Below are 17,319 nucleotides of genomic sequence, written 5' to 3' on the forward strand. Positions count from 1 at the left end.
TCAACGAATAAGATCCCGCGTCGCGTCAAGCGCCATGCTGTCGATCCTCGGCATGGCCGAGCCGACGGTCGCGGGCGTGGCGTTCATCAGATCGAGGTTGATCGTCGTGCTGGTCTCGATCGCACGGTTGTTACCGCTGTTGAGGAGCACACTGCCCAAGGCCTGCCCAAACACGTGGCTGACCTCCAGATCCTGCTTCGACAAGGTCACCTTGAAACCGCTGCCTAGCCGGTCGAGCCCGACCGTGCCGTTCTGGGTCTGCGCGCGATCGCCCGGGCCTAGCGGGAGTGGTGTCGATCCATCGGGGCTGAGGCCGATCTCCGCCTGCTCGCCCGTACTCACGGTGACGGCGCCGACGCTCGGACGATAGCTGCGCTCAACGAGCGAGACGCCACTCTCGCGGTCGAAACTGACCCAGACGTCACCCGGGCTGGCCGCCTGTTGCGAGGGGCCGCCGGCGCCTGGGGCATCGGGCTGCCTCGTAGCTTGTGGCGCGTATATGGCAAGGCGCGGCGCGCCCTGATCGACGGTGAAGACGCTGCGCAGGAGCAGTTGCCCGTCCACGCTCGTATCGGTTTGTACGGCCATGGCGACTTCCACACCGTTGGGGAGGAGGAATTTGCCGCGGCTTTCGGCAAGAACATCCTCCGGCACCGGCGCGTGTGCACCGACCGGCGGTTGCGCGAAGACGGGGTTGCAGAGGACGGCCGCTGCAAGGGCCGAGATGAGATGGCGGTTCATGGCTAGAAGTCCCTCATGAAGGGCGCAGTCAAAGCCAGTGCTTGCTGGCTGAGCGGCTGAACGAATGCGGCGCCGACCGGTGCGCGGGAGAAGGCAGCCCACTGCCGATCCCCATTGAAGGCGCTGCGTCCCACCGCGGTATCCTCGCCGATCAAGAAATAGATGCCGTTCCATGCGCGCTGGAACGCAGGTCGCGACATGGTGCGCAGACCGAGCGCCGGATCGCCGATCAGCAGTTCCTCCGCGCTGATGCCTTTGACCACGACGAAATGGCGATAGCCGTTCGCCTCGATCAACGCGATGCCGGGCACGCCTGCCGCAGCGACTTGGTCGAGCGAGACCTTGTATCCGTCCGCGCTGAGGCCGGCATTGGCAAGGTAGCGCTTCATGTCGAGCAACGAAAAGCCGAGCCGGGTAATCTGCGCACGGTCTCCCACGCGCCACATGCCGTTGAACACGTTGGCTTCCGCCCTGCTCCGGCGATAATGATAAGTCAGCAACGTGGCGAGCGCAGCCGAACCGCAACTGAAATCAAATTGCTGCCGAACGACCGTCAAAAAACGCCGGTCCTCGAACGACGTGACAGGCGGCGTGACATCGCCGAGACCCGCCGCTCCGAGCTGGAACGTCGGCCCTCCGCTCACCTGCGCACTGCAGCCGGAGAGCAGCATGAGTGCGGCAAGGAGCATGCGCGCCATTATTGTGCGGGCAGCAGGGCGATGTTGACGTTCATCGAAGCATTGATCGCGACGTTGTTGCCGGAATTGGCATTGATGATCGACAGGCCGGAAAGGTTCTGGAATGCGTTCCCATCGATGGCCACCGCCCCGGTCACGGAATTGCCGCTCACGCTGCTGTCCGATACGGCGGCAACATGCTCGGACTGGGCGATCTGGTTGAGATCCGCGCGGCCTGTCACCTGCTCGAGCGTGGCGACATCGACGGGCGGCGCCGCGCCCTCAAATGGCGGTTGCGCAAGGGCAGCCGAGGCAAAACTGCCCGACAAGGTCACAAGCCATGCCCGGCGGAATAGAAATCGGTTCATGCATCCTCTCCCTTTATGATGTAAAAAGACTGGCCGGCGGTGGAGATCGCCGGCCAGTTGGAGAGGCTTAGCGAAGCGTGATGTCGCCCGCGGAGACCGCCACGCTCACCGACGCGTTCTGCGATGCGCCAACGCCGGTGTTCTGGTTGACCGCCTGCATGCCAGCAAAGTTCTGGAATGCGCTGCCACCCGTGCGGATGCTGTTATCAGCCACCGGGGACTCGCCGCCACGACCGTCGAAGCTGACGCTCACGCCCGTGACATAGCTTGAGAGGTTGGCGCTGGCGACCAGGGCGCTGTCACCGAAGACGGAATCCGACTTGGCGGAACCGGCTGCGGTATCACCGCCGCTGAAGGCCCAGCTGTGATCGGAATTGTCCGAATTGTCTTCCCAGCTGTTGTTGCTGGCCACGGTGTTGGTCGAGCTGTCATCCTGAGAGGACATGTCGCGGCTGTCGGTTGCCGTGCCGCCATTGTTGGCCGCAACCTGCGCGCCCGAAGCGGAGCTGTTGTCCGACATGTCGTGCGTGGACGAGTCATTGCCGCTGTCGGCCGTGTTCACCGAATTATTGGACATGTCGTTGCCGCTATCGGCGACGCTGTTGTCCGTGGACGTGTTCGTGGTGGTGTTCGACGTCCAGGCGCTGTTGCCGCTGTCGCTCGTGCTGGTGTTACCGCTGTCGGCGGTGTTCACCGAGTTGTTCGACATATCATTGCCGCTGTCGGAGACAGTGAGGCTGTTGTCGGACATGTCATTGCCACTGTCGGCAATATCGACGCTATTGTCGGTGTTGGTCGTGGCGTTGGACGTCCAGGCCGAGTTGCCGCTGTCGCTCGTCGTGGTTGTGGTTGTGGTGTTACCACTGTCAGCGGTGTTCACCGAGTTATTCGACATGTCGTTGCCGCTGTCTGCCACATCGACGCTGTTGTCGGTGTTGGTGGTGGCATTGGAGGTCCATGCCGAATTACCACTGTCGCTGGTGGTGGTTGTGGTGGCGCTGTTGCCACTGTCCGCCACACTGTTGTCCGTGTTCGTGGTGGTGTTGGCCGTCCAGGCAGAATTGCCGCTGTCGGACGTCATCGTGTTGCCGCTGTCGGCGGTGTTGACCGAGTTGTTCGACATATCGTTACCACTGTCGGCAACGCTGTTATCCGTGTTGGTGGCCACGTTCGTGGACGTGTTTGCGGTCCAGGCGCTGTTGCCGCTGTCGCTGGTGGTGGATTCGGCCATCCAGCTGTTGTTGCCGCTATCGTTGACGGTGTTGCCGTCCTGCGCCAGCGCGGGCGATGCCGCGATAAGCGCGGCGGCCGAGGCCGTGATCAGTAGAGTTTTCATCGATTGTCGTCCTTTCAGGGTTCCCACGCCGCCCTCGGGGCTTTCCCCGATCGACGCATCGACTCCGCCTCCGCGGAGACCCACCCTGAATAGGTTAACGGCGAATTAACCTTCACCCCCACCAAACTATCTCTTCCCCCCTCATAGCGCTGTATGAGCAACCCTCATTTGGGGGTGAATGTGATAATTGTGAAGACGAGCGAAAGCCTAACAATAGTTATAGGGGAATCTGGATGTAAATCAGAGCGTCGAGAAATGACCCAATGATGTTCGGGCAATACTCGATAACATCACTCTGATAAGATCAGATTGCCGGTTTGTGGCCGTTTTTCCGAAGATTTGTTTCAAATAACTTCGGGCGGTTGCTTCCGCTATTTTCATCTGGGCCGCAGCATCACTCAGCGCGAGGCCGCAAACCAGATGGTGGACCAGCTGACCCTCGGTCTTGGTGAGCCGATAGGCGTCGCAACAGCGCTGGAGCGCCAGGGTTACGTCCGTGTCCGAATCATAAATGCACAGGACGAAAGAAGGATCCGCGGAAATTTCCGGGCGCGTGAATGTCGGCGATAAAAGGGCCATGAGAGGCCGGCGATAATTCTTCCGGCTCAGGCTGATCAGCACCGCTTCGCCATCGTGCGACGCATGGTCCATGGCCGCGTGCAGCTTGGTGGTCTCGCCGCGATTGACGGCAACAAGCGAATAGCGCGACTTGTGCACCACATCCCGCTTCTGGAACATCAGCGTGGCGACGGCATTCTCGCCGATCACCGCGCCATGGCCGTCAAGAATGATAATCGCCACGTCGCTCAGGTCGAGCGCCGACTTATAGGCGATCAAGGCGCGCTGCTGGCTTCGCGCATGCAGCCAGAGACGAAAATAGCCCGCAAGCACGGGCTGCAGCTTCTTGGCCATCTGTTCGGCGGCGAGCCGCTGGACCATGTTGGCATGGCGGTAAAGCGCCGTGAGGATCAGGCGCAGCCCGCCATGTTCTGCCACGGCCAAGGTCATCGCACGCTTCGCTTCCTCGACCTGCGTCAGTTCGTGCCAAGCAACACGCGCACCTTGGCCGGTGTAATGAAGCGCGTCGGTATCTTGGCAGGCGATCGCCACCGCCAAGTGCGGATCGGAGAGCAGGGCGCGATTGGGGCTCACTCGCGCAAGCAGCTCTGGGCTGTTGTCGTCGCGATGAAGGGAAAGAACCGCCTCGTCCGCAAAGACGCGACCGGCGAACTTGCTCAAAATCCAGTCCAGATCGTCTGCAACCCGGTCAGATTGTCCGTCCTGATCGATCGGGCGCCCACCGTCCGGTTCTGCAAATATGTGGTCTGCGGCCACCTCGGTCTTCGATATTGTGACCATTCCTCCCCCTCAGCCCACCATTGTATGGCATGCGCGTTAACCACAATGCGTGGGGGGCTGATTTGGCTCCGCTATCGCGGGATTGAGACTGCCCCGATTTGGTACATATCTGAAATTTGAGGATTTCATGCCGGCAATGCCCATCAATAGCCGACCATCCGGTATTGGGGACGCTACAATTCGGCGAAACGACATTTGGGTTATTAATGAACGGCCGCTTCTGAACTCCAGCATTTGTACGCTAAATGTTTGCTAAATTGGCGACTGCGGCCAGCAGTGCCCCGATGGCGTGAGATTTTGACCGCTCACCATCAGCGCAGTTGGCTATCCTTACTGCCGCGCCGGTTGATGCAAGGAAAAAGCCCGGTGCTTGTCGCGGCCAGACTGGCAGGCCACGCATGTCCGGGCACCGGGCAGAGCTTCGCGGCGTGCCTGCGGGATTGGCTCTCCACCTTCCCTCACAATCGGCGCGACCCGAACCTGCCGGCATACGAGCACGCGCTGTTGCCAGCGCGTCTTTCACGCTGTCCTCGATTTGGTTCTGAACAGCGCCCTCGAGCGCCCAGCCATTGGCCATGCGTACTCGATCCTGCGCAATTGGAGGTTGAGGGACCGTTATAGGAATGCAGCGGCCTCATTTCATCCTCGCAGCGTCTTCGGACAGTCCTCCGCTGGTGCGCAGCAGTCTCACAATGCCATTATAGGCGGCGTGCAATCCCTCATTGCGCCCAGTCTCATGGTCCGATCCTGCCACTTCCCAGAACGCGACCAGCCATCCGTCCGGGCAGCGCTCGCGCAGCACCCACAGCGCGAGCGCGACCCCCACGGGTCTCCACCTTGCCCTTCGCGGCCGTTGCGTCACGCAAAACATTCCGCGCGCGCTCGATAGTCCTCATATTGTGGGATGCATCCGCAATGGAAACCATGGATAAAATGCGTACGATGTCTTCCTGACTCTCGGCCGTGCCGAAAGGAGGCGAGCCTGCGCCGGTCCGCTCTCGAACCTTAAACGATTTGCACCGACAATAGACCGACCCGCCGTACCTCGCAGAACTTAGTCCCCTTATCGCGCTCCCAACCTGCTGGAGGCGGAAACAAGACATTCTAACAGGAGGTATGGCGACTTGCGAAAACGACGGGCGGCGGGAAGCGACGTCAGCACCCGACGAAGTTTTTTTTCGATCAATCGGTATGGCCACCCAGCGTCTCGGCGAACCAGTCAGCAATATAATCGCGCCCGTAAGACATATTGTCGGCGCCGACATGCTCCACCCCGCCTTCGCGCTCGGTGAAGATCTTGAGTTCGCGCCGGGGGCTGTTGACCAGTTGCGCGTAGCAGTCATGGGCATATTCCAAGCTGATTTGGCGGTCATGTGCGCCGTGGGTGACCAGGAAGGGCACGCGCACGCCATCCATGCGGCCATTGAGGTTCATGTCCTCGGATTTAGCGAGGAAATCCTCCATGTCTGTCGCACCGAATGCCCAGAACACATGCGCCCAGTAGTGCGGTACGGGGTTCTCGCCTTCGCGGCGGATGCGCTTGTCCTGCACTTCCCGCCAATTGTGGTTGGCGCCCCAGCAGGCACCGCTGGCAAAGCGCGGCTCGAAGGCGACGGCGCGCGGCGCGAAGTGGCCGCCGAGCGAGATGCCCGTCATGCCGATGCGCTTGGGGTCGGCATCCGGCTGGGTCTCCAGCCAGTCGACGGCTTTTGATGCCCAGTTTTCGCTGTGCGGATCGACCGGCAGATTGTGCAGCCGCAGCGCCTCGCCGGTGCCGGGCTGATCGACGCAGAGCGTGGAGACACCGCGTCGGGCCAGCGCCTCGGGCAGGCGCGACCAGTACAGCAGTTCCTTGCAGCTATCGAGGCCATTGCAGTAGACGACCACCGGCCGCGGCCCCTCGCCGGGCGCCCGCGTGTAGAGCGCCGACATCATGCTGCCATCGCCGAGCGGGATCTCCACCCGTTCGCGGTTGATCTTGCCGAGATCGGTCGACTGGGCGAAGATCGACAACGCCCGGGCGTAGGTTTCCTCGCGCCCCGGGGAACCATGGCCCTGCATCCGCTCCGCCACGAAGAGGTAGAGCGCGGCCCGCTCCAGCTTCTCGGATGCCGAGATGGCCCGGCCCTTGGCGATATCCTCATCGGCGAGGCTGACCAGCGTATCCGCCACGCGTACCCATTGCGCCATGAACTGCGGCGTACCGGCGTCAGCGCCGCTGGCGGCGGCATCCTTGATCGGCTGGCACATATCCACGATTTCGCCGATGCGCCCGCCGCTCTCCAGCGCGATGGCGACCGAGAGGTTCCAGATGTAATTGGGGAAATATTCGAACAACGCCACCGATCAGGCCTCCACTGCCACGAACAGGCCGGGATTGGCCTCCGGATGGGGCATGGTCTGCGGACCGCCGACGCCGATCCCCCACTGATCCATCACGCGCGGCGCGGGCACATGGACTTTGGGCTCATGCGTTTCGAAGTCCACGTCTTCCAGTTCAGCCGTATATTCAACCGCGAAGCCCGAGGGCGTGACAAAGTAGGAGAAGGTATTGTCGCCGGCCGTATGGCGCCCCGGTCCCCAGCGAATATCGGTCTTGTTCTGCTTGAGGCGGCTGATGCCCGCCATCATGCCGTCGACATCGGTCATGTCGTAAGCAACGTGATTGAGGCAGGGCGGCCCAGGCAGCAGCGCGATGCGGTGATGCGCGCTGTTGCAGCGCAGGAAGCACATGAAGTCGCCAAGCCAGTCGGAAACCTTGAAGCCCAGGACATCGCAGAAGAAGCGCACGGCGGCCTGATGATCCGGCGAATGCAGCACGATGTGGCTGATCTTGACCGGTAGGCCTTCCCAGCGCGTGATCTCGCGCGCCTCGCCACGCGCGACATCGGACGAGACCTCTATCAGCAGGCCATCGGGCGTGAAGAAGCGGAAGCCATAGCCGCCGCCGGGCGTGGTCAAATCCTGCGGCTCGCTCACCAGCTTGGCCGCCGAGGCCCGCACCCTTTCGCACAGCGCATCGACATCGGCGCGGCTGTCGGCAGCCAGGGCGATCACATCGACACGGTTCTCTTCGCTCGGCCGCAGGCGGACGACATGATGCTCGTCATGCCCCTGCGTCTTGAACCACGCCATGCCATCGTCGCTGGGCACGCGCTCAAGGCCCCATTGGCCCTCATAGAAGCTGGACTCAGTGGCAAAATCGGTGACGGCATAGCCGACATAGCGAATTTCAGTGACGCGGCTCATCTTCAGTTCCTTTCAAATCGGCTCGGCGGTGCGCTCGAACATTTCGGCGGTGGCCTTGGCGTTGTCGACAGGCGGGCCTTTTCCGATCTGGCCCATGCAAATGGCGAGGCTGGCGCGCACGATGTAGGCGCAGCGCTCGAAGCGGCGATCATGATAAGCCGCGAACGCTTCTTCGACGGAGGCGTGACGGGCCAGTTCCTCGGCCAGCACGATACTGTCCTCAATCGCCATGCCGGCGCCCTGCCCCAAATGCGGCGTGGTGGCGTGGACGGCGTCGCCGATCAGCACCACCCGCCCCTTGCTCCACGGGCCTTCGACCAGCATGCCTTCCAGCGGACGATAGACGACCTCCTCGTCATCGACGATCTGCTCGGCCAGCGCCTGCAAGGCCGGGGCGCAGCCGGCGAGCTTGGCGCGCATCGCTGCAGCCAGGCCCTCGCGCGGATACCAGGGATTGCCCGGCTCCGGTGTGGTGACATACAGATACATGAGGTCCGGGCTGATCGGCACGAGACCGGCGCCAATCGGCCCGTTATAGACCTGCAGCGCATCGAGATCGGCCGGGCGCGGGAGATTATAGCGCCACACGGCCTGCCCTGTGAACTGCGGCTTTTCTGCGTCCGGCAGGATCATCTCACGCGTCTTGGAAAAGACGCCATCCGCGCCGATCACCAGATCGACACGGCCTGCGCTGCCGTCTGAGAACGCCACCTCGACGGCGTCATCCCCGTCGCTGATCGCTTGCGCCGTCACGCCCAGGCGAATCTCGGCGCCGGCGCTTTGTGCCGCATCGCCCAGCACCTTCTGGAGCTGCCGGCGGCCGACGCCGAGATTGGCGGGATAATCCGGCAGCAGGCGCGGCGATGGCACCCGCGCCACCTGAACGCCATTGGCCGCGAACACCTCGACGGCATCGAAACCGACGCCGGCTGCGGCATAGTCGTCCAATATGCCCAGCATGTGTGCCGCGCGGAGGACATTGCCCTGCTGGATGATGCCGACCCCATAGACGCTCCAGCTGGGATCACGCTCGATCACCGTTACGGAGAACCCCTGCTTGCGCAGCGCGATGGCCGAGGTCAGGCCACCAATGCCGCCGCCGATGACGAGAATGTTCAGGCTCTGCATGGTCTATGTCCGATGATTCTGTTGATGAGAGGGGCGAGGGGCGAAGCGCGGATGCAGGCACAGCATGTGCGGCAGCTTTCGACCTCCCTCTCCGCGCGCATGGCAGCCCTGAAGCGGGCCTCAGGCCTGTTCTATCGCCGCGTAGAAAATCTGAAAAATGAATTGTTCAGATACAGTTCCATCCAGATTATGGATAGGTCATTCGGTGTGGAGGATATGGTGCATCTGCCGCACCAGCCAGAGGATCCCGGCGTCATTCGAGCGGGCGGTATGGTGCTGAACCATTTCCCGGAGCGGCGGCAGGCCAACGGGGTCCGGGCGTACGACGATGGGCAATTGATCGATAAAGGCATCCGCGAGCCGCTTCTGCAGGAAGGACACGCGCATCGTCCCCACGATCAGGCTGGGTACGCTCGAAAAGCTGTTCGTCGTGAGTTCCGTGCGCTGCTTGTCCTGCTGCGGAAAAACCTGCTGCTCTGCAAAAGTGCTCTCACGCGACTGGCCGAAGCGGACGGCGACATGGCCCAGCGAAAACAGCGTCTCGCGATCCAGCGGCCCCGCCAGCGCCGGATTGCCCGCCCAGCCGATGACGACATGCTCATCTTCCAGCAGCATCTCGCTCGGGTGCGCGGGGGATAGATATTGCTCGGGGCAGATGACCAGATCGACCTCGCCCTTCTCGAGAAAGCTCGTCGCATCAGGCCCTGTCGGATAGACATCAATGCGGATGCCCGGCGCGATCGTCCCGAGGCTGCGCATCAGCGGGCCGATCAGCACAGTCATCATATAATCCGACACGCTGATGCGGAACCGACGGTTAGAAATGGCCGGATCGAACGTGCTGGAGGTCGACAGGATTTGGTCCGCCTGCTCGATCAACTGAGAGACCAGCGGCTGGAGGCTCTCGGCATAAGCGGTTGGGACCATGCGCCGGCCGACCTGGACCAGCAAGTCATCCGCAAAATGTTCGCGCAGACGGGTCAATGCCGCGCTCATGGCCGGCTGGCTGATATTGACCCGCGCGGCGGCGCGCGAGACGCTGCGTTCATCGAGCAATACGCTGAGCGCGTAGAGCAGGTTGAGATCAAGGCCCTTGAACCGCATGGCCGGACCCATCTCATGTCGGCAGCGCGCTGGCCAGCGCAATCCCTGACAATTGTTGGACAGCGCGCATTTGATTGAGGATCGCCCCGCCGTTCTCAGACGGGGCGATGCCGTCCGCCTTTAGCGACCCCTGCCGGGCAAAAGATCGCCATATTTCTTCTCGAGCTTCTTGGTGAACTCGTCGCGCTTGCGCAATTCGGTGAGAAGACCGTTCACGTCGAAGGAGGCGACCTGGGAGCGAATAAGGTCGGCCCCCTCCCGCCCCCACTGCGCCCGCTCCTGTTCGGTCACCGGCTTGACGAAGCCCCCGTGCAGCACCGCATCGGGATAGAAACTGCCGGCAGGCGTGCCGCTGAACGGAGGGACATAGCGCGACACGGCACTGGGATCGCGCTCGATCTCATGCTCGGGCTGGGCAAGGCCCACCGGCATGTCATTGAGACGGCCGACCAGCTGATAGGCCCCATAGCTCACCAGATTGCGGCCATTGGGCGGACCGTCACCGAAGCCGGGGCGCGGCTGACCCGGCTCCGACTTGCGGACCATGTCCGTCCCCATCCACAGCACCGGGACATGCTCTTCATCGAAGATTTCGCGGACCAGCGGCAGCATGGTCTGCTGGGACGGGCCGTGCGAGGTAAGGAAAATAATGCGACGGAACCCCTGACGAATGAGCGAGCGGGTCAACGCTTTGAGGTAGGGCAGACTGTCGGATGTCGAGACATACACCGTGCCCCGACTGGTCGTCGTCCCGCCGGGATAGAAATAAGCGAGGTAGGGCATCACGAGCCCGTCCGCTTTCTCGGCCAGTTCCTGCGCATAAGCGAGTGGGATGACATATTCGACATCCGTCGGATTGCCGCCATTCTGCTCAACCGGGCCAACTGGCACGAAGATGACATCGTTGCGCTTGAGATAGTCTTCCACTTCCCACCCGGTCAGCGTCGTCATCAAACGCGAGCGCATCTTGGGTACCGGCTTTGCTGCTGTCTGCTGCGCGCCGGCCTGGCTCTGGGCCAGCGCAGGCGCGGCTCCCGAGAAAAGCAGCGCGGCCAGACCGGCCAGGGACAGCGCTCTTACGGCAGGATCAAATGGTCTCTTCATAACATCCTTGCTCCTCGTTGATATCGATCAGGGGAAAAGCCGGCAGATCTCGCCGCGCAGATCCGTCCCGAGTTCCACCGCGCCGGGGTGATCCGAGGAGAACCGCGCATAGGCGCGGCTATCCGTCTGGTAGGCCGGCCAAACGGGCAGCTTTGCGCCATTTGGATTTCCGGTCTTGGCGAAATTGGTCCAATATTCGACCATCAGATCAGAGAGACGGCGGTCGGCCGCCTTGTAATCGGCAGCCGAAAACCCCGTGGTCAGCAGATTGCCGAACACATAGGGCACCTCGAACGAATGCGCAGCGCCCCGCGCCTCACGGCCGGGCACGAACTGCTCGAACTGATAGTGCCAGACCGGCCCTCCCGCTCTTGTCGATGCCGCTGCGATCTGCACGGCGCCGCAGCGAAAGCTGCTGTCGGTCGAGAATTGCTCCGCCACCGTCCCCATCAGGCGATCGGGCGCCGGCGGCATCGCGGCGGACAAGCCATAAGCCGCGCGGGCCGCAGCCGCATTCGCACCGAACGCGCCGGCCACCGCAGCATCGAGCTTTTCCGGCGGCAGAACCGCCAGCCCTTCCCGCGCGTTGCTGCCAATCAGCAGCGGGATGGGCTTGCGCCGCTGGTCAGAGATGGCGTCCGTGGCGGCGCGGGTGATGATGTAGCCATCCTGCACTGGCGAGAAGCGCGCGCCGGATCGGCCAGCCGCCTGCGTCATCTGGATGACCGTCGCCGTATCCAGGCCACGCAAGGCCGATAACGGGAGGCCGTTGGCGAAGCTCTCGCCCTCCCGCTCCGCATCAGCCAGATTGATGGGCGCAATGCTGCTACGCGCCGCGCCGCTCTGGATGATGGCACGCGCGAACAGCCCGTCCGTCACATCGGATGTCATCAGATCAAGAACGCTGGCGCCGCCGGCCGACTGGCCAAAAAGAGTGACATTGGCCGGATCGCCGCCGAATTGCGCGATGTTCGCCGCAACCCATCGCAGCGCGGCGATCTGGTCTTCCAATCCGAAATTGCCGGAGGATTTATGGAGCGAGTCTGCTGTCAGCTGTGGATGCGCGAAGAAGCCGAACGCGCCGAGCCGATAGTTGAGCGTGACCACGATGACCCCGTGCCGGGAGAGGGCAACGCCATCATAGGTCGGGCTGCTGCCCATGCCGTTCTGAAAACCGCCGCCATGGACCCAGACCATGACCGGCAGCTTTGGCTCCGCCGACGCACGTGGCACCCAGATATTGAGGGTCAGGCAATCTTCGCTGCTGATGCTGGATACCGCGGTTTGCCCGCGCAGCGGCGCCTGAGCACAGGGTGGACCATAATGGTCGGCCTGCTTCACGCCGGCCCAGGCGCGCGGCGGGGCCGGTGATCGCCACCGCAGCTCTCCGACCGGCGGCGCAGCATAGGGCACGCCCAGATAGGCTGCCCCGGTTTCGGTGGCGACGCCCTGAATTTGCCCCTGTGCCGTCGCGACATGCAATGCCGCCGGCCCGGGCACCTGAGCGTGAAGGAGGGAGGCAGATGAGAGCTCCAGACCCAGAATTGTCAGGCTCGTGCCGAGCCGTTTCATCCCTGCCAATGCGCGCATCTGCCCCTCCCCACTGCAGTCAGTTTTCAGAACCTCTAGAGATCGAAGCGGACCCCGACCCTGAAGCTCTGGCCCAGCAGATCGTACCAGGCGTTGTTATTGACGGCGGGGAGCGGCGGCTCCTGGTTCAACAGATTGTTGACCGTGCCATAGATCTGCACCTTCCGGTCTTGCGAACCCACATTGTAGGCCACGCTCAGGTTTACATAGCCGCGCGCCGGGACGATGTTGTTGTTGATGCTGTTGATCAGCGTCGGGCTGTAGCCCGGCTCGTCCGGCCCGATGAAGGCGTTGTTGAACTTGCTTCGGCTGATCCAGCGGAAGTTGACGCTCGTTTCCAACCGCGTGCCGCGATAGGCGAGAGAGGTGTTCACCACCCACTTCGGCACGCCAGCTGTCCCGCCGAAGATCGCACCGGTCTGCCCCGCACGGTTCACACCATTGGGGTAGGCCAGCGAAACGTCGAAGGTCGAGCGATATTCCAGCGTGCGGGTGGCTTGTGCGCTGAGCGTGATGCGGCCCTGCGCACCGGCGAATATCTCATCGACCGGCTGCATGTAGGACAACGCCATGTCGATGCCGCGGGTCTTGAATTCCGCAAAGTTCGCGTTCTGCGCCAACACCGAGAGCACAGCGCCGTTCGCAGGATCGTTATTGGCGAAGGTGATCAGCGAGCAATAGGGGCTGCTCAGATCCGCCGTGCCCGTGCCCAGACAGTTGGTCAGCGACGTGCCCGCTCCGGTTGCGCCGATGGCGTCCTGGATCTTGATCTGGAAATAGTCCGCCGAGATGTTCAGCCGCGACAGGAATTGCGGGTTGAACACAGCGCCTACACTAAACGTCTTGGCGATTTCAGGGGTCAGGCCGGCATTGCCGCCCGTGACGACGTCATACGCATAAGAGGGCTGTCCGGCGAACCCGGCGCGGGGATCGGCATAGATCGGGCGGGGCACAGTCGCCACGGCCGCTGTGAACAGCTCCGTCAGGCTGGGTGCGCGAATATCCCGCGAGAGCGTGCCCCGGAACAGAATGTCGGGGATCGGTTTCCAGACCAGACCCGCTTTCCACGTCGTCACCTCGCCCGAGACGCTATAATCCGTCAGGCGGATGGCGCCGTTGAATTCAAGCGAGCCTGTGACCCAGTCCGCACTCAACAGCGGAACGATCGTCTCGAGATAGGCCTCCTTGACCGACTGGCTCGCCTTCGGAAAATCGCGGGGTGCGCGCGCCATGAAGGCACCGGCCTGGCTCAGATCGTCCGCGTCGGTGACGAAGGTTTCACGCCGGTAAGAGGCGCCAACGCCCGCCGAAACCGGCCCCGCCCAAAGGGAAAACAGATCCCCGTTGAGGTTGGCATTCGCCTCGAACAAGGTTGTTTCCGCCACTGCGTGGGTCGTGCCGAACGCGTAATTGTAGGCTGCCGGCGAATAGCTGGCACGCCCGAGGATGTTGATCGGCTGACAGCCGGCTGCGCGCGCCGCGGCATTTGCGCAGACGATCTGCCCGTTCAACGTGACGGCATTGACCGCGTTCAGGAAATTCGCGGTGATGGGCGTATTGGCCTGGTCCAGCGAGCTTCTGTTACGGCCGTATTGAACGGCCGCATCCCACCGCCAGGAGCCACCCAGTTCCCCGCGCAAGCCGCTGGACAGGCTGTAGGTCTTGCTGGCGTTGCGCAGGATCGGCGGGCCGAAATCATTGCCGAGATAGCCGACCGTCAGCGACCCGTTGGCGGGGATGAGCGCGAGCTGGGCTGGCGTCAGCGCCTGCTGCAGATAGGGATTGTTGCGGCTGATCGAAAGGAAACCGGTCGTCCCGCCCGTCGCCGCTCTAATCTGGGCGCTGATATTCTGCGCCTCGGTGTTGGAGTAGAGTCCGCGCGCCCATAGCGTCAAGCTGTCGGAGAGATCATATTCGGCATGCGCGGCAAGATTGTAGCGCTGCGTGTTGGCGCGGAGCACCTGATAGGGCGACACGTTGGTCCCGCCGACCATGTTCGTGCCGATCTGGCCCTGATACAGCCCGGCATCGAAGGGCGCAGTCGTCACGGTCCCATTCGGCCCGACGACGAACTGCAGATTGCGCAGCGCCGCTGGATTGCTGGCGGCAGTCGGGCTGATCAGGCCGCCTGTCGTCAACATGCCAAAAATCACATTGTCGGTTATCAGGTTGGCCGGCAGTCCGGCAGCACGATTGGTCGGGAGCGTGACGCTGCTGACGTTGCGCTGGCCCCAGGGCCGCTTGTCATTGAAAAGATCCGTCCCGTCATTGCTGCCATATTCGCCACCGATAACGAAACGGCCGCGACCGCCGGCAAAGTGTGTCCCGAACGCGAGCGACGCGAACATGTCATCGGCGTCGCCATATTTCGTCTGCCCCCACTGCATCGAACCCTTGACGCCCTCCAGGCGGGTATTGAGCTGCAGATTGAGCACGCCCGCCACGGCATCCGAACCATAAGCCGCCGACGCGCCGCCCGTCACGACGTCGATCCGTTGGATCAGGGCCGAGGGAATGAGATTGAGGTCGGTCGCCCCAGCCACCGCTGCGCCCGGCACATTGACGGCTGGCAAGCGCATCCGGTCCAGGAGGACAAGCGTGCGCACCGCGCCCAGGCCACGCAGATCGGCATTGTTCGCGCCGGAATTGCCGATGCCGCCGCTTTCCGGAGCCTGACTGCGCCGGAAGGACGGAACCTCGTTGATGACGTCGGCGACGTTGACGGCGGCCCTGTCCTGCAGCAGCTCCGCGCCGATGACGACGGTCGGACTGGGCGCAATAAACCCTGCACGATCGATGCGCGAAGCGCTGACGATGATCTGCTCGACACCACCTTCTTCTTGCGACGATGCCGAAGACTGCGGCGCAGCCGTAGATGATGTTTGAGACTGAGCTATTGCCCCCATGGGCGTGGCGATGATTATCGCGCTGCCACCGGCAAGCATCCATGCTTTAAGGCGCACATTCCCTCTCCCTGTTTGCCCTTATTGGTTTTACCAGTTTGCACGACAATATAGCAATTGCAATGACAATTTGGTCAGCATGCCAGACAGAGAAATGATGACTGCGCAGCCGAGAACTGTAGGACCAAAAGCTTTCCAAATATCAGATTCTACTCGGATTTTATTGCAGGACCGGTGGAACGGCACGGCCAACGGGATACCGACCGACATTTGCCTGACCAATAAATCGGGTTCAATGAACGCCGACTCGCCCACCCCATCATTTCAATTCGTCGATCATCTCGAGTGCGGATCTCACGATGGCGTCTTCGGCGCAGCCCGGCTGCAGGCGAGACCCAATGACCTGAAAGGTCAAATGCGAGCGCGCAGCGTCGGAATAAATATAGCCGGAATTGGCCGATCCGTTGGCCAGCGAGGTCATCATCAATTGCAAGCCAGGGGTGGAACGCTTGAGACGCGTGCCGATCTCGCTGTAGACCTCGCCATTGATCGCGCTGATATAGACCGGGCCGATCTTCAGCATGCCCGCGCGGATCGTCACCGGTTCCCCGTCGGCATAAGGCGGAGCGGCGCCTTCCCGGACGGGATTGTCCCGGTCCAGCCGGTCTCGCCCCGGACATTGCAACTGCCTGACCGCGCCCGCAATCATCCCCTGCCGGCTACGCGCCAACTTGCCGAAATGCATGAGATCAATGGCGCTCTCCCCGAGAAGCGCTCCCCCTGCCGCGACGATCTGGCTGACGTCCTCGACCGCAGCAAGATAGTCCGCCTGCCTTTGTGCTGGCACAGGGCTGCCCAACGCGGCCATACGGTCTGCCATCGACACTCCAGCGCTCGGCTGGCCCTCTGCCAGTCGCGCGAGAACGCGCATGTCCGACGCGCCGGGCACGCCCGTGCGCACGCGACTCAATCTATTCTGCGCCCGCGTGAATCTGGGGTTCTGGTCGCCGGAAGCGCCTTGCGCGAAAATTGCCACCGTGGCGTCGCCATAGCGCCGCTCGATATAGCGCGAGGCTTCGCCCGGCACGTCCGCGCTCACCACGCCCGACATGTAGAAATTGATCGGGTGCATGGCGTAGTTGAGATAGACGCCGATCGGTAGGCCATCCTCCCCCAGCGCTTCAAGAATTGCCAGTGTCTTGTCGGATGGTCCGTCAGGATTGGGCCCCTGGGTCCAGCGGTTGTCCCGCAACAGGTCGCGATTGATGTTGAGGTCAACCTGCGTCGTGCCAAAGCCGATTGTGGCAGGCCGCAACGCGGTCTTGGCCATTGTCACCGCCTTGACGATGGCCGTGCCCGCGTCCAGCCCCGCACCCGCGCGCAAGCGCGACGAGCCGGATGCGCTATGCGTGTGAGTGGCCGACACGACGAAATTCTCTTGCGGGCACCCCGCGATCTTTGCCGCTTGGGCGATCGCCTGCTCCGCGACCGCGTCGGATATGCCGATCAGATCGGCGCCGACAAGGACTGCGCAGTTCTTGTCATTGGCGATGACAAGGGCGCGGACGTAGAGGGGATCACGAATGATGTCGCCGGGGCTGAGCGTGGACGCATCGGGTGTAGTCTCGACTTTCGCCGCCCCCGCCTTCCACGCGCTATCCTGAGCGGCGGCCGGCCCCCATGCCGCAAAGGCGGTGGCGCCAAACAAAGCCGCGCGAACCAGAACTTTCATCACAGACCCCTCCCCTGAATGTGTCGGC

Annotated in this window: 14 protein-coding genes and 1 pseudogene; all 15 read right to left on the reverse strand. The window is 62.6% G+C overall.

Features of this window, described 5'->3' with window-relative positions; all coding sequences use genetic code 11:
* On the reverse strand, positions 1-741 hold the full coding sequence (locus tag M2333_RS11265) for a hypothetical protein (RefSeq protein ID WP_264611808.1): 741 nt from the start codon (positions 739-741) through the stop codon (positions 1-3).
* A gap of 2 nt (positions 742-743) precedes the next feature.
* Positions 744-1,439, reverse strand: a complete 696-nt coding sequence (locus tag M2333_RS11270) for a C39 family peptidase (protein WP_264611809.1) — start codon at positions 1,437-1,439, stop codon at positions 744-746.
* Positions 1,439-1,786: a hypothetical protein gene (locus tag M2333_RS11275; protein WP_264584195.1), complete on the reverse strand. Its 348-nt coding sequence runs from the start codon at positions 1,784-1,786 to the stop codon at positions 1,439-1,441. Before M2333_RS11275 ends, M2333_RS11270 begins: the two co-directional genes overlap by 1 nt.
* A gap of 67 nt (positions 1,787-1,853) precedes the next feature.
* On the reverse strand, positions 1,854-3,122 hold the full coding sequence (locus tag M2333_RS11280) for a hypothetical protein (protein WP_264611810.1): 1,269 nt from the start codon (positions 3,120-3,122) through the stop codon (positions 1,854-1,856).
* A 240-nt stretch (positions 3,123-3,362) separates the two neighbouring features.
* Positions 3,363-4,457, reverse strand: a complete 1,095-nt coding sequence (locus tag M2333_RS11285; RefSeq protein WP_264611811.1) for a helix-turn-helix transcriptional regulator — start codon at positions 4,455-4,457, stop codon at positions 3,363-3,365.
* Between the two features lie 335 nt (positions 4,458-4,792).
* A pseudogene (locus tag M2333_RS11290) lies at positions 4,793-5,058 on the reverse strand (DksA/TraR family C4-type zinc finger protein).
* Positions 5,059-5,115: 57 nt separating this feature from the next.
* A complete protein-coding gene (locus M2333_RS11295) occupies positions 5,116-5,307 on the reverse strand; it encodes a hypothetical protein (protein WP_181558605.1) in 192 nt (63 codons plus the stop codon).
* 356 nt (positions 5,308-5,663) lie between these two features.
* Positions 5,664-6,824 (reverse strand): alpha/beta hydrolase family protein, encoded by a 1,161-nt coding sequence (locus tag M2333_RS11300; RefSeq protein WP_264611812.1) that lies wholly within the window; start codon positions 6,822-6,824, stop codon positions 5,664-5,666.
* Positions 6,825-6,827: 3 nt separating this feature from the next.
* Positions 6,828-7,730 (reverse strand): VOC family protein, encoded by a 903-nt coding sequence (locus M2333_RS11305; protein ID WP_264586491.1) that lies wholly within the window; start codon positions 7,728-7,730, stop codon positions 6,828-6,830.
* Positions 7,731-7,742: 12 nt separating this feature from the next.
* Positions 7,743-8,858 (reverse strand): FAD-dependent oxidoreductase, encoded by a 1,116-nt coding sequence (locus M2333_RS11310; RefSeq protein ID WP_264611813.1) that lies wholly within the window; start codon positions 8,856-8,858, stop codon positions 7,743-7,745.
* A gap of 198 nt (positions 8,859-9,056) precedes the next feature.
* Complete coding sequence (locus M2333_RS11315; protein ID WP_264611814.1) at positions 9,057-9,962, reverse strand: LysR family transcriptional regulator; 906 nt, start codon at positions 9,960-9,962, stop codon at positions 9,057-9,059.
* Between the two features lie 120 nt (positions 9,963-10,082).
* The gene (locus M2333_RS11320) at positions 10,083-11,066 is read right to left on the reverse strand and encodes a creatininase family protein (RefSeq protein ID WP_264611815.1); all 984 of its coding nucleotides are present in this window, start codon (positions 11,064-11,066) and stop codon (positions 10,083-10,085) included.
* A 27-nt stretch (positions 11,067-11,093) separates the two neighbouring features.
* Positions 11,094-12,656 (reverse strand): carboxylesterase/lipase family protein, encoded by a 1,563-nt coding sequence (locus M2333_RS11325; RefSeq protein ID WP_264611816.1) that lies wholly within the window; start codon positions 12,654-12,656, stop codon positions 11,094-11,096.
* A 35-nt stretch (positions 12,657-12,691) separates the two neighbouring features.
* Positions 12,692-15,619: a TonB-dependent receptor plug domain-containing protein gene (locus tag M2333_RS11330; protein WP_264611817.1), complete on the reverse strand. Its 2,928-nt coding sequence runs from the start codon at positions 15,617-15,619 to the stop codon at positions 12,692-12,694.
* A 259-nt stretch (positions 15,620-15,878) separates the two neighbouring features.
* Positions 15,879-17,291 (reverse strand): neutral/alkaline non-lysosomal ceramidase N-terminal domain-containing protein, encoded by a 1,413-nt coding sequence (locus M2333_RS11335; protein WP_264611818.1) that lies wholly within the window; start codon positions 17,289-17,291, stop codon positions 15,879-15,881.
* Positions 17,292-17,319: the final 28 nt, after the last annotated feature.

The organism is Sphingobium sp. B11D3B (assembly GCF_025961735.1).
Taxonomy (GTDB): domain Bacteria; phylum Pseudomonadota; class Alphaproteobacteria; order Sphingomonadales; family Sphingomonadaceae; genus Sphingobium.

What these genes read in the sequence shown, in the direction of transcription:
- M2333_RS11265 (WP_264611808.1), bottom strand. Translation starts at nt 741, where the DNA reads ATGAACCGCCATCTCATCTCGGCCCTTGCAGCGGCCGTCCTCTGCAAC.
- M2333_RS11270 (WP_264611809.1), bottom strand. Translation starts at nt 1,439, where the DNA reads ATGGCGCGCATGCTCCTTGCCGCACTCATGCTGCTCTCCGGCTGCAGT.
- M2333_RS11275 (WP_264584195.1), bottom strand. Translation starts at nt 1,786, where the DNA reads ATGAACCGATTTCTATTCCGCCGGGCATGGCTTGTGACCTTGTCGGGC.
- M2333_RS11280 (WP_264611810.1), bottom strand. Translation starts at nt 3,122, where the DNA reads ATGAAAACTCTACTGATCACGGCCTCGGCCGCCGCGCTTATCGCGGCA.
- M2333_RS11305 (WP_264586491.1), bottom strand. Translation starts at nt 7,730, where the DNA reads ATGAGCCGCGTCACTGAAATTCGCTATGTCGGCTATGCCGTCACCGAT.
- M2333_RS11310 (WP_264611813.1), bottom strand. Translation starts at nt 8,858, where the DNA reads ATGCAGAGCCTGAACATTCTCGTCATCGGCGGCGGCATTGGTGGCCTG.
- M2333_RS11315 (WP_264611814.1), bottom strand. Translation starts at nt 9,962, where the DNA reads ATGCGGTTCAAGGGCCTTGATCTCAACCTGCTCTACGCGCTCAGCGTA.
- M2333_RS11320 (WP_264611815.1), bottom strand. Translation starts at nt 11,066, where the DNA reads ATGAAGAGACCATTTGATCCTGCCGTAAGAGCGCTGTCCCTGGCCGGT.
- M2333_RS11325 (WP_264611816.1), bottom strand. Translation starts at nt 12,656, where the DNA reads ATGCGCGCATTGGCAGGGATGAAACGGCTCGGCACGAGCCTGACAATT.
- M2333_RS11335 (WP_264611818.1), bottom strand. Translation starts at nt 17,291, where the DNA reads ATGAAAGTTCTGGTTCGCGCGGCTTTGTTTGGCGCCACCGCCTTTGCG.